The organism is Aquirufa sp. ROCK-SH2 (assembly GCF_054558315.1).
Genome location: NZ_JBPXKB010000001.1, coordinates 209531 through 222848 on the forward strand (window position 1 = coordinate 209531; position 13318 = coordinate 222848).

General features: G+C 35.6%; 8 protein-coding genes. 6 read left to right on the forward strand and 2 right to left on the reverse strand.

Annotated features, from left to right (window positions below):
• The first annotated feature begins 78 nt into the window (after positions 1 to 78).
• Positions 79 to 678: a T9SS type A sorting domain-containing protein gene (locus tag V7S79_RS00885; protein WP_459488561.1), complete on the forward strand. Its 600-nt coding sequence runs from the start codon at positions 79 to 81 to the stop codon at positions 676 to 678.
• Between the two features lie 50 nt (positions 679 to 728).
• On the opposite strand, the gene htpG is transcribed toward V7S79_RS00885, so the two are convergent.
• A complete protein-coding gene (gene htpG / locus V7S79_RS00890; RefSeq protein ID WP_459488563.1) occupies positions 729 to 2546 on the reverse strand; it encodes a molecular chaperone HtpG in 1818 nt (605 codons plus the stop codon).
• A gap of 215 nt (positions 2547 to 2761) precedes the next feature.
• Here htpG and V7S79_RS00895 point away from each other — a divergent pair, with 215 nt between their 5' ends.
• The 5 genes from V7S79_RS00895 to V7S79_RS00915 all read left to right on the forward strand — a co-directional run bounded on the left by V7S79_RS00895 (position 2762) and on the right by V7S79_RS00915 (position 10361).
• Positions 2762 to 3709 (forward strand): type IX secretion system membrane protein PorP/SprF, encoded by a 948-nt coding sequence (locus tag V7S79_RS00895; protein WP_459488565.1) that lies wholly within the window; start codon positions 2762 to 2764, stop codon positions 3707 to 3709.
• A gap of 247 nt (positions 3710 to 3956) precedes the next feature.
• Entirely contained in the window at positions 3957 to 6689 is a 2733-nt protein-coding gene (locus V7S79_RS00900; protein WP_459488566.1) for a 2-oxoglutarate dehydrogenase E1 component, read from the forward strand.
• A 25-nt stretch (positions 6690 to 6714) separates the two neighbouring features.
• Complete coding sequence (gene odhB, locus V7S79_RS00905; RefSeq protein WP_459488568.1) at positions 6715 to 8274, forward strand: 2-oxoglutarate dehydrogenase complex dihydrolipoyllysine-residue succinyltransferase; 1560 nt, start codon at positions 6715 to 6717, stop codon at positions 8272 to 8274.
• Positions 8275 to 8319: 45 nt separating this feature from the next.
• A complete protein-coding gene (gene lpdA / locus V7S79_RS00910; RefSeq protein ID WP_459488570.1) occupies positions 8320 to 9726 on the forward strand; it encodes a dihydrolipoyl dehydrogenase in 1407 nt (468 codons plus the stop codon).
• 173 nt (positions 9727 to 9899) lie between these two features.
• Positions 9900 to 10361: a hypothetical protein gene (locus V7S79_RS00915; protein ID WP_459488571.1), complete on the forward strand. Its 462-nt coding sequence runs from the start codon at positions 9900 to 9902 to the stop codon at positions 10359 to 10361.
• Between the two features lie 52 nt (positions 10362 to 10413).
• On the opposite strand, the gene V7S79_RS00920 is transcribed toward V7S79_RS00915, so the two are convergent.
• A complete protein-coding gene (locus V7S79_RS00920) occupies positions 10414 to 13242 on the reverse strand; it encodes a M16 family metallopeptidase (RefSeq protein WP_459488573.1) in 2829 nt (942 codons plus the stop codon).
• Positions 13243 to 13318: the final 76 nt, after the last annotated feature.

Sequence of the window (13318 nt, forward strand, 5' to 3'; positions counted from 1 at the left end):
CACTACAATTAGCCCTTTTGACTAATTATCATTTTTTTGAACAATAAAGCGTCGTAAATTCGTTGCATCTCTTTTGATATGAAACGAATTTTATTCTCATTACTTTTTGTTGGCATTTTGGGAATCCTATTTTTAGGAGTTAATTCCCTATTTGCTCAAAATGAAATGAATAAATCTCGCTTGAATTTAAAAAGAAATCAATCCGCCTATATTCCAAAATTACCTATTCTATTAGCCAAGCGTAGTTTCAAGGTGAAAACAACCTTGGAAACGAATTTGGATATTAAATCAAATAACTACATTAGTCAATTTCTTCAATCCAATTATGCCAATAATTCAGCGAATAAATCTGAGAATTTGGCGGATAAAAAAACACTTGAACTTGCGGAAAATGAAAATTATTTGTTCGTAAGTGATAAAATCATTGTCAGTAATTTGTATCCGAATCCTTCTAGCGATTATGTGGATGTTGATTATCAAATTTTAGGATCCATTACTGAAGCTAAAATCTCATTTTACAATATTTTAGGTCAGGAAGTGAAAGATTTGGTTTTGGAAAAAGATCAAAAAAATCTTCGTCTAAATTTGAAAGATCTTAACAATGGAATGTATATATATCAATTAATTGTAGATGGTCGATCTTTAGTTAGTAAGAAATTAATTTTACGCAAAGGATAAAAAAAAGGTGTACTCAACCGAGCACACCTTTTCAATCAAGCATTATTTTATTAAAAATTACTAACTGTTCTTTTAATGAAAGCAGTTAAATCTGCTCCTGTAAGTAAATTTTGAGATAAAAGAGCTAAATCGGCTAACTGCTTTACCAAGTCTTTTTTCTCTTCCTCAGAAGGCAATTCCACTAATTTGCTAATCACTGGATGATTGGCATTGACGGTAACTTGGTAGGTTGTTGGCATTGCTCCAAACATACCCATTCCTCCACCACCGGTTTTAGACATATCACTCATTCTACGCATAAATTCATTTTGGGTAACAAGTACGGGTAATTCATCTGGCGACATCGCTTCCACACTCACTACTTTTTGTTTATCATTCAATGTTTGCTCAAAAATCTGCTTAACGGACTCTTTTTGCTCATCTGTTAAAATAGCTTCTAATTGAATTCCAGAATCGATTAATTTGTCAATAGCATCAGCATCTACACGTTTCCATTGCGTTTTTTCAATTTTAGATTCCATGGTATTGATGAAATGACTATCAATCATTGAATCCAATTTTAATACAGAATACCCTTTCGTTTTGGCGGATTGAATAAAGGAATCTTGTAATTTTTGGTCGCTCGTATATAAATAAACTTTATTGCCGTCTTTGTCTGTTTGGGCAGCTTGAACAGCCTCATCGTATTCATTGAAAGTGAAATATTTACCTTCAGTATCTTCTAATAAGCAAAAGTCTTTCGCTTTCTCAAAGAATTTTTCATCAGAAATCATTCCATATTTCACGAACATTCCGATGTTTTCGAATTTTTCTTCAAATGCTGTCCTATCAGCCTTAAACAACTCTTGTAATTTATCTGCAACTTTTTTGGTAATGTAAGAGTTGATTTTCTTAACATTTGAATCTGCTTGTAAAAAGCTTCGAGAAACATTTAATGGAATATCTGGTGAATCAATCACACCATGTAATAACATTAAAAATTCAGGAACAATATCCTTGACCTCGTCTGTAATAAAGACTTGTCTACTGTACAATTGAATTTTTTCTCTTTGGAATTGAAGTTCATTTTTAACTTTAGGGAAATATAGGATACCCGTTAGATTAAATGGATAATCTACATTTAAATGAATCCAAAAGAGTGGTTTTTCTTGAAAAGGATATAATTCATCATAAAATTTCAAATAATCTTCATCTGTTAATTCAGAAGGGGATTTTGTCCAAATAGGATTCGGATTATTGATGATTTTATCTTGAAATTCTATTTCAATCGGTAAGAATTTACCATATTTTTCCAGAATCGATTTCAATCTAAATTCTTCTAAAAACTCTTCTGAGTCCTCTGCAATGTGAAGAATGATGTCAGTACCTCTATCTTTCTTTTTAGCTGAACTAATGGAGTATTCTGTGGATCCATCGCAAACCCATCTTGCTGCTTCTGATTTATCTTGATATGATTTTGAAATAATTTCTACTTCTTTGGCAACCATGAAAGCAGAATAGAAGCCTAAACCAAAATGACCAATAATACCTTTGTCGTCACCTTTGTCTTTGTATTTTTCTACAAATTCAGTGGCTCCTGAAAAGGCAATTTGATTAATGTATTTTTTAATTTCTTCGGCCGTCATACCGATACCATTATCCGAAATAGTAATGGTTTTTGCTTCTTTGTCGAAACTTACTTTTACTTTTAATTCACCTAATTCGCCATTGTATTCACCGATGGAGCCAAGGCGTTTGATTTTTTGTGTTGCATCTACTGCGTTTGAAACTAACTCACGAAGGAAAATCTCGTGGTCCGAGTAGAGAAATTTCTTGATAATTGGAAAAATATTCTCTGTGTGAATGGAGATGTTACCTGTTTCTTTCATGTTTTTAAAAATTAAGCTTGTTTTAAAAATTGTTTATCAAAAACAAATCCATTTTTTTTATCTGTGTCATATTGTCAGTGTATGTATACCCATATTATTTATCAATTGGTAAATCCTACATTCTTAATTCTACATTCCTCATACGTCATACATCATTCGTCATATTTCATAATTTAATTGTTAATTTCGAATCCTCGTTGTTAATAAATTTTCAAATGAAAAAAATACTTTTAATCGCTATTGTTTTTTTATTTGCTTTAAATGCAAACGCGCAGCAAGAATCCATCCGGATGGTATATCCATTTATGCCCTTGGCAATTAATCCAGCAGAAGCTGGTTCCAAAGGAGTTGCATCCATGACAGGTATTTATCGTAAAAAGCCACTTTTTCAAAATGCCGGTTTAGTAAGTTCATCACAACAATATTTTAGTTTTGATATGCCCATAAAGAATGAGTCGATGGGAATTGGTTTTTTAGCATTTAATACAGATCGATCTTTTGGAACTACTTCAGGTGGAATTTCATCTAATTTGGGAATCGTGGGAATAGTTTCGAAAGTAGTTGATTTGGGTAGAGGTAAACATTTGCGATTGGGTGGAAATCTAGCTGTCAATCAGTTTCCCATTCGAGCTGGGACGGGAAGTTCAATTATGGGAACAAGCTGGGGGATAGGTGGTGCCTTTGATTCAGAAAATTTTTCAATAGGTGTCAGTATGCCTACTATGAATTTGAGTGATTTGGGCTGGAAAACCAGTGCACCTATTTATGGTAAAATACAATACCTACATACTTTGGCAGATTATAACTTATTGAAGTTAGGCTCCGTGGTTCGTTATACCAATGGTATAATCGAATCAGAAATAAAGACAGATTTTTATGCAGTTTTTTGGTTTCAGGAGAAGATTGGAGCTGGATTGTGGTACCAAAATACAGGATCCGAGTTTGGGGGAGATGCTTTGTTAGGAAGTGTGGAGGTTCCACTTGGACATTTCAGAGTGGGCTATTCCTATGACTTTTTGGGAAAAAATGTTAACACAACACTTAGTGGTGCTGGCACTTCCAGTACTGCGATTGGTTCAGATTTAAGTTCAGGATTTCATCAATTATTTTTGAGGTATGAAATTGATTTGGGAAATGGCAAAATCAGGGAATTTAGACCTTGAGTATAATTGATGTTTGTTTGACTTTAACAAGATAAAATTTGACTATTATAAGTTTTTTAGACTAGTTTTTAAAATTGAATTATTTCATTTAAAATTTGTTCTCTTTTTTGTAAAAAAGCCTTCAATTTATTGAAATTAATAAATTTTCATTTCGTAAATTGCGAGGATTTTTTTACACGAGATTGTTACTCTTAACCAATTCGTTAACGTTTGAAACTTTTTCTGATTTTAATCAGAATTTTAAATTATGGATTCATTTTCCTTTATAGCTAACGCAGACACGCAGGTCATCGCTGACCTATACGAGGCTTATCAACAAGACCCCAATTCCGTAGATTCTACTTGGAAAGACTTTTTTAAAGGATTCGATTTTGCCCAAACATGGCAAGGCGATTCAAAGGGAGGTCAAACTGGAACTTCTGTTGATGCGAGTCATATACAAAAAGAAATGTCAGTAATCAGTTTGATTAAGGCATTTCGTTCAAGAGGGCATTTGTTGTCTAAGACAAATCCCGTTCGTCATAGAAAAGATCGTAGACCCCGTTTAGATTACACTGATTATTCTTTGGTGGAATCTGATTTGGATACGATTTTTCAAGCGGGTAGTTTTTTGGGAATAGGTCCTTCTTCTTTACGTAAAATCATTGCTTCATTGCATACGATTTATGCAGGAACGATAGGCTTTGAATATTCTTATATCCGTGAAGTCGATGTCAAAGAATGGTTGAGAAATAAAATCGAAAAAGAAGCTTTAGCTTTTAATCCAAGTGTTGACAAAAAGAAGAGAATTCTACAAAAGTTGAATGAAGCTGTTGTTTTTGAAAACTTTTTGGGAACAAAATACTTAGGTCAAAAACGTTTCGGACTTGAAGGAGGAGAAAGCACGATAGCAGGTTTAGATGCAATAATCAATACTGCCGCTGATGCAGGTGTAAAAGAAGCAATGATTGGAATGGCACATAGAGGTCGTTTGAATGTGCTTGCCAACATTATGCATAAATCTTATGAATCTATTTTCGATGGATTTGAAGGAAATGTTCCTGATCAAATTCATGGCGATGGCGACGTAAAATATCATTTAGGTTATTCAAGTAAGCATATATCGCCACAAGGAAATGAAATTTCATTGAAATTGGCACCTAATCCTTCTCACTTAGAAGCCGTTAATCCATTGGTAGAAGGATTTTGTCGAGCAAGTGCAGATGCGCATTATGATGGGGATTATTCCAAAGTTTTGCCCATTTTAATTCATGGTGATGCAGCGGTTGCTGGACAAGGAATCGTCTATGAGGTAACTCAAATGGCGAAATTAAAAGGATATAAAACTGGAGGTACAATTCACTTTGTTATTAACAACCAAGTTGGATTTACCACCGACTTCGAAGATGCTCGTTCTGCGATTTATTGTACAGATGTTGCAAAAATCATCGATGCACCGGTATTCCACGTGAATGGGGATGATCCAGAAGCGGTTGTTTTTGTGTCAAGAATTGCGGCGGAATTCAGACAAGAATTTAATAGAGATGTATTTGTTGATATGGTTTGTTATCGTCGAAATGGGCATAATGAATCAGATGAGCCTCGTTTTACACAGCCTACTTTGTATGCGAACATCACAAATCATCCAAATCCAAGAGAAATTTATACTCAAAAATTAATTGCTCGTGGAGATATTGATGCAAAAATTGCTGAGCAAATGGATTCTGAATTTAAATCAGAATTACAAGCTCGTTTGGATCAAGTAAAACAAAAAGTTCGCCCACCGTATATTCCTTTGAAATTAGATAATGCATGGTCTGAATTAAGATATGCTGAATCAAAAGATTTTGAAAAATCACCTGAAACAGGAATAAGTAAAGAATTAATTGATAAGGTTGCTAAAGCGATGACCACTTTACCAAAAGATTTCGCTGCTTTGAAGCAAATCGAAAAAGTAATTGCTGATCGTAAAGTTTTCTTTGAAAAAGGGCAATTGAATTGGGCTACTGCTGAGTTATTGGCTTATGGTTCACTTTTAGCTGAAGGAAAGATGGTCCGTTTGTCGGGTCAAGATGTACAGAGAGGTACGTTTTCTCACCGTCATGCTGTGCTTCATGATGCCAATACAAATAACAACTACAATTCTTTGGATCATATTCAAGATGGTCAAGAGAAATTACATATCTACAATTCACTATTGTCTGAGTATGGTGTTTTAGGCTTTGAATTTGGTTATGCCTTGGCTAATCCAAATGCTTTGGTGATTTGGGAGGCTCAATTTGGAGATTTTGCCAACGGTGCACAAACCATGATCGATCAATTCATTAGTTCTCATGAATCGAAATGGGGTACCCAAAACGGCTTAGTCATGTTATTGCCTCACGGTTATGAGGGCCAAGGACCTGAGCATTCGAATGCTCGTCCAGAGCGTTTTTTACAATTGGCTTCTGAAGAAAATATGATTGTTGCCAATTTGACAACTCCTGCGAATATTTTCCACGCATTGCGTAGACAATTAGCTTGGCAGTTCCGTAAGCCTTTGGTAGTAATGTCACCAAAATCAATTTTCCGTCATCCAAAAGTAATGTCTCCTTTAGCTGATTTCACAAAAGGAAGTTTCCAAGAAGTGATTGGAGATAATTTTGCGGATAAAACTAAAGTTAAAAAAGTATTACTTTGCAGCGGAAAAGTGTATTTCGATTTATTAGAGCGTCAGGAAAAAGATGCGAGAAAAGATGTTGCTATTGTTCGAATTGAGCAATTACATCCGCTACCTACTTTACAGATTGAAAAAGAATTGGCAAAATACAAAAATGCAGACGTCTATTTTGTTCAAGAAGAGCCAGAAAACATGGGATATTGGTCGTACATTATCCGTGAATTTGGCTGGGCTCGTTTCAAAGGATTAATCGCTCGTAAAAAGAGTGCTTCTCCTGCTACGGGATTCTTGAAGGTACATGGAGTAGAACAAGCTGCATTGATAAATAAAGCATTTGAATAATTAAACTAACGAAAGCCTCATTAAAATGGCCATAGAAATGAAAGTGCCCGCTGTGGGCGAATCGATCACAGAAGTAACTGTCGCAACTTGGAATAAAAAAGAAGGCGACTTAGTCAAATTAGACGAAGTTCTTTGTGAACTTGAGTCGGACAAAGCTACGTTCGAACTTCCTGCGGAAGCAGAAGGAATTTTACACATTGTTGCAAAAGAAGGTGATGTTTTGCCTATTGGTGCTACAATTTGTACAATCGAGGTAGTCAGTGCTGAAAAATCAGCGCCAGCTGCTCCAGTAGCTGCGGCACCAGTTGTAGAAGCAAAAGTTGAATCTGCTGCGCCTTCAGCTCCAGTGAGTCAAGCTACTCAAGTAATCGAAGTAAAAGTTCCACCTGTTGGAGAATCCATTACAGAGGTAACTGTTTCTGTTTGGAATAAAAAAACAGGAGATTCGGTGAATCTTGACGAAGTTCTTTGTGAATTAGAATCAGACAAAGCAACTTTCGAATTGCCAGCTGAATCGGCAGGCGTTTTGGAAATAATAGCTCAATCTGGAGAAGTTGTGCCAATTGGAGGTATTTTAGCTAAAATTACTGTTGGTGGCGCTGTATCATCAGCTGTTTCAGCCCCAGCAGCAGCACCTTCTGCCAATGTACAATCTGCAGATGCAAATTCATCTGTTAGTAGTTACGCAGCTGGTCATCCATCTCCTGCTGCAGCTAAGATTTTAGATGAAAAAGGTGTGGCAGCTTCATCTGTTACAGGTACAGGAGTGGGGGGTAGAATTACCAAAGAAGATGCCATTCAAGCTAATGTATCTAAACCTGCACCAGCTGCGAGTTCGGCACCAAGTGTTTCAAACGCTGTAGCTGCTTCTTCAAGTGCTGATTCAAGAGGTACTCGTCGTGAAAAAATGAGTTCTCTTCGTAAAACTGTTGCTAGACGTTTAGTTGCGGTGAAAAATGAAACAGCCATGTTGACTACCTTCAATGAAGTTGACATGAAACCTGTTATGGACATCAGAGCTAAATACAAAGATAAATTCAAAGAAAAGCATGGCGTTGGATTAGGATTTATGTCCTTCTTTACCAAAGCTGTTTGTGTTGCATTAAAAGAATTCCCATCTGTTAATGCTAAAATTGACGGAGAGGAAATAGTTTATAACGATTTCTGCGATATTTCGATTGCAGTTTCAGCTCCCAAAGGTTTAGTTGTTCCTGTGATTCGTAATGCTGAAAATTTGAGTTTAGCAGGCATTGAATCAGAAGTGGTTCGTTTGGCTGTAAAAGCTAGAGAAAATAAATTGACTTTGGAAGAAATGACTGGAGGAACATTCACTATTACCAATGGTGGAGTATTTGGGTCGATGTTATCTACTCCAATCATCAACGCTCCACAAGTAGCGATTTTAGGTATGCACAATATTGTTGAGCGTGCCGTGGTTGTAGATGGGCAAGTAGTGGTTCGTCCAATTATGTATTTAGCGTTATCTTATGATCATAGAATCATCGATGGTCGTGAGTCGGTAAGCTTCTTAGTTCGTGTGAAGCAATTATTGGAAGATCCAGCACGTTTATTATTAGATATTTAATTTTGAATAGGCTCCTGGTGGGCCTATTCCTTTTTTATTAGCCTTATGCAAGAATTTGACGTAGTAGTAATTGGTTCAGGACCTGGCGGATATGTTTCTGCCATCAGAGCCGCTCAATTGGGATTAAAAACAGCCATAGTTGAAAAATATGCTGTCATGGGTGGAACCTGTTTAAATGTGGGTTGTATTCCTTCAAAAGCATTATTGGATTCTTCAGAGCATTATTATAATGCAATACATAGTTTTGAGGAGCATGGTATTGTCATCTCAAAACCAAAAGTTGATTTGGCAAAAATGATTGCCAGAAAAACAGGTGTGGTTGAAAAAATGAATGGTGGAATTTCATTTTTGATGAAAAAAAATAAAATTACAACCTTTCATGGTTTAGGTTCTTTTGATGGTCCTAAATCTGTTAAGATAACCAAGGAAGACGGTTCGTCAGAAGTTATTTCTGCCAAAAATATCATCATTGCTACAGGTTCTAAACCAACTATTTTACCATTTATTCCTGTAGATAAAAAACGTGTAATTACTTCTACGGAAGCATTGAAATTGACTGAAATTCCTAAACATTTAATTGTGATAGGAGCAGGTGTGATTGGCGCTGAATTAGGTTCTGTCTATGCTCGTTTAGGCTCAAAAGTATCTTTTGTTGAATTTGCAGAAGGAATGATTCCTACCATGGATAAAACGATGGGAAAGGAATTGCAAAAATCTATCGGCAAATTAGGCGCTGATTTTTATTTTTCTCACCAAGTTACTGGAGTTGACAATAAAGGCAAGGAAGTAGTTGTTAAAGCTAAAAATTCAAAAGGTGAGGAGGTTGAAATAAAAGGAGATTATTGCCTTGTTTGTATCGGAAGAAGACCTTATACGGATGGATTGAATTTAGCTGCAGCAGGTTTAAGTGCAGATGAAAGAGGTAGAATTGCAATTGATGAGCATACCTTACAAACTTCGGTTCCTGGAATCTATGCCATTGGTGATGTAGTTAGAGGTGCTATGTTAGCTCATAAAGCAGAAGAGGAAGGCGTTTTTGTCGCGGAAGTTATCGCAGGTCAAAAACCCCATATCAACTATAATTTAATTCCTGGTGTAGTTTATACTTGGCCAGAAGTAGCATCTGTTGGTAAGACAGAACAAGAATTAAAAACAGCAGGTGTTGCTTATAAAGAGGGTTCATTTCCTTTCAAAGCATTAGGTAGAGCGGTTGCTTCAATGGATGTGGATGGATTGGTAAAAGTTCTTGCTGATGCACAAACAGATGAGATTTTGGGTGTTCATATCATTGGTGCTCGTGCTGCGGATATGATTGCTGAGGCAGTTGTTGCTATGGAATTCCGTGCAAGTGCAGAAGATGTGGCAAGAATGTCACATGCACACCCAACTTACACAGAAGCAATGAAAGAGGCTTGTTTAGCAGCTACAAGCAAGAGAGCTTTGCATTCGTAATAAATTTGATTGATTTCAGAAGGTGTAAAACGCAAGTTTTGCACCTTTTTTTTTGCCCAAAAATTTTAAAATCAGTTAACTTATAATTGTTGAATTTTATCAGTTTATTGTCAAATTAATATCTCTGCATTCCATATTTTTGAGCATTCTATTTACCTAACCTTTTTAAACTCATGGAAAAATATGTAATGCAATTGATTGATGATATGCAGGTGTCAGAAAGATCAAGAGAAGATTATAATGCGTCTGGATTTGTTCAAGTTGATTCTGAAAAAAGCTTTGAGGATCATTTGATGGAAATTGAAAAGTATTTTCAGAATGAGAATTTGAAATCAATTTCTGAAATAATTGGATTGGAATTGATACAATTTCCACCTTCTGATCGATTGGAAATTTATCAAATGAAAGAAATTAATAAAAGCCTAACTAGATTATTGAGTACTTGGTGCATTGAAGTAGATATGCCAAAGGTATTACCTGCTAATAAAAAATATGCCTTATTACTTTCTGTTTTTAACAAAAGAGTTCCCGTATTAAATAGTGGTACTGTTCATATTGAGCTTTGTGATTATAATGTGAAATCTTGCCCATTTGGGGAACAATTTTGTAATTGTAAAGATTGGGAACAAGCATAAAAAAAGACCTCCCTTATTTTGGGAGGTCTTTTTAATTAGTTGAAACAAGAGATTATTTTTTAGGTTCTCCTCCAACAGCACCTGTTTCAGATGGTTTGTCTTTGGCTTTTTCTGCCATTTTTTTAGCAGCACCCGCATAATCACCAGCTTTGATAAACGACATTTTAGTTAAGTCAATCGTCTTTCTTGAAGCTTGTAAAATTTGGTCTATCGTTAAACTACTTACTTTCTTTTCTAAATCTTCAGCCCATTTCAACGATCTGCCTAAATAAAGATTTGAATTCAATGTATTGCTCAAAGAATTATCTTGAGAACGAGTAACTTGTTTGGCTTGGATCCAAGATTTTTTCGCTTCATCGATTTCTTTCTGAGTAAAGCCTTCTTTAAGTACTTTTTCAATTTCTTCTTTAAAGGCTGCTTCTAACTTTGTAATGTTCTCAGGAGCATAAATGGCATAAGCAACAAATGCACCATTATTGTCTAAGGGACTAGCTGCAAATTGAGAACCTACACCATAAGATAATCCCTCTTTTTGGCGGATTCTATTCATTAATCTAGAACTTAATCCACTTCCTCCCCCTAACATATAATTAGCCAATTCCATCGCAGCAAAATCTGGATCAGAATCTGACATTTTTATGGGTTGATATACTAAGAAGAATGCATTAGCTTTATCAGGTGTTTCAATTGATTTTACCACTGCTTTAACCTCTTTGAAAACATCTGGAACCCTTGTAAACGGTTTAGGTGATTTCCATGATCCAAATTCTGTTTTGATCAATTCTTTAACAGCAGTTTCATCAAAATCGCCAACAACAGAGAAAGTTGCATTAGATGCACCGTAAAAATTCTTGTAAAAATTGATCGACTCTTCCAATTTAGCAGCAGTATAGTTCGCTGTTGTTTCTTCCATACTTGGTTGGTATCTAACATCATTTTTTGGATAATGTCCTGTACGCAACTGATTTAAGACATCGCTTGCTTTTGCAGATGGTTCACTTTTTTGTGACTCGATGGACGTTAAATTTTCTTGTTTTAACTTTTCAAATTCATCAGCTGGGAAAATAGGTTGCTTTAGTGCCTCTGCTACTAATTTTAAAGCTGGAATTAAATTATCCTTGGTAGTTTCAATAGAAACATTCGCTTGTGTAGGACCTCCTGAAATACTAACTCTCGCTTTAATTTTATCTAATTCATCTTGGAATTGTTGACGAGTATGAAGTTTAGTTCCTTTTGTCAACATATCCGCTGCTAAATCTGCAGCAGTAGAAGTTCCTAACAAGGATTTTTCATCACCGAAACGAAGCGTCATTTTTGCAAAAACAGAATTTCCCCTTGTTTTTTTCGCTAATAAGGCCAATTTTACACCACCAATAACATCTGTTTTAGTTCTGGCATCTATATTACTTGGAGATGGATCAAAAGCCTCACCCTCAGCAACTGCTGCTTTTCCTTTAAAATCTTTTAAGATCTCATCCACTTCTTTTGCTTCTGGAATTTCAGCTCTATCAGGTTTTTCAGTTGGATAGAATACACCCGAAGTTCTGTTGGCCGATTTAAAGTATTTTTCAGCTACTCGTTGAATATCAGCTGGAGTAATTTTTTCCATCATATTTCTTGTATGGAACAATAATCTCCAATCACCTTGGGCAATATATTCCGATAATCCTACACCTACTCTTTGAGCATTATTTAATAATAATTCAACATTTTTGATGTTTTTTGCCTTGATTCTATCTACCTCTTCTTGTGTAGGTGGAGTTTTAGCAAATTTTTCAATTGTTTCAATCATGATGTTTTTTACGGAATCCACAGATTTACCTTTTAAAACCTCCGCTCCAAAATAGCTGATTCCCGGTTCCTTTAATTGGAAGGAAAATCCAAATTGAGAGGAAGCTTTTTTCGTGTCTATCAACGCTTTGTACAATCTTCCAGACGGTGCATCGGTTAACAAATCTGCCATTACATCACAAGCGATGTAGTCTGGGTGTAATCCTGAAGGAATATGATAAGCCATTCCAACTACTTGCACATCGCCAACACGGCGCAAAACAACTTCTCTTTCTCCATCTTGAGTTGGTTCAGCTGTAAATGTTTTGGTTAAAACACGTTCTGGTCGTGGGATGATGCCAAATTTTTCATTGATTAATTTTAATGTTTTAATCGGATCAAATTTTCCTGCTACTAACAAAACAGCATTATCTGGTTGATAGTATTTTTTATAATAGGCTTGTAAATTTTCGATTGGAACTTTTTCAATATCTGATCTAGCACCAATAGTGGAATTACCATAGTTATGCCATAAAAAGGCTGTAGAAACAATTCTTTCCATCAAAACACTACCTGGATCATTTTCTCCTGATTCAAATTCGTTTCTAACCACAGTCATTTCTGTTTCTAATTCACTTTTGGCAATTCTAGAATTAATCATTCTATCTGCCTCCATGTCCAACGCCCAGTCTAAATTTTCATCTGTAGCAGCAAAAGTCTCAAAATAATTCGTTCTGTCTAACCAAGTCGTGCCATTGAATTGAGCTCCATGATCTGAAATCTCTTTGGCAACTTCTTTGTGTTTCTCTTTGGTTCCTTTAAAAACCATGTGCTCTAATAGATGCGACATTCCCGTTTCACCATAGCCTTCATGTCTTGAACCGACCAAATAAGTGATGTTTACAGTAATGGTCTGCTTAGAAGGGTCTGGAAAAAGTAAAACTTTTAATCCGTTGGCTAATTTGTATTCCGTGATTCCTTCAGCAGAAGTGATTTTTTCAGGAATAGAAAGGCTTGGTTTTGAATTAGTGGTGGCGACTACTTTTTGTTGCGCCTTCAAATTCGAAATTCCGATACTAATCAGAAATAACGATAAAATGATTTTCTTCATAAATGGAGATAGATTTGTTGTTAATTAGATAATTTGAGATTTTTTAGCTTGATATTTTAGTAGATTTTTATGAGAG

Coding starts and splice junctions, on each gene's coding strand:
- V7S79_RS00900 (WP_459488566.1), top strand. CDS start 3,957: ATGGATTCATTTTCCTTTATAGCTAACGCAGACACGCAGGTCATCGCT.
- odhB (WP_459488568.1), top strand. CDS start 6,715: ATGGCCATAGAAATGAAAGTGCCCGCTGTGGGCGAATCGATCACAGAA.
- V7S79_RS00920 (WP_459488573.1), bottom strand. CDS start 13,242: ATGAAGAAAATCATTTTATCGTTATTTCTGATTAGTATCGGAATTTCG.
- htpG (WP_459488563.1), bottom strand. CDS start 2,546: ATGAAAGAAACAGGTAACATCTCCATTCACACAGAGAATATTTTTCCA.
- V7S79_RS00915 (WP_459488571.1), top strand. CDS start 9,900: ATGGAAAAATATGTAATGCAATTGATTGATGATATGCAGGTGTCAGAA.
- V7S79_RS00895 (WP_459488565.1), top strand. CDS start 2,762: ATGAAAAAAATACTTTTAATCGCTATTGTTTTTTTATTTGCTTTAAAT.
- lpdA (WP_459488570.1), top strand. CDS start 8,320: ATGCAAGAATTTGACGTAGTAGTAATTGGTTCAGGACCTGGCGGATAT.
- V7S79_RS00885 (WP_459488561.1), top strand. CDS start 79: ATGAAACGAATTTTATTCTCATTACTTTTTGTTGGCATTTTGGGAATC.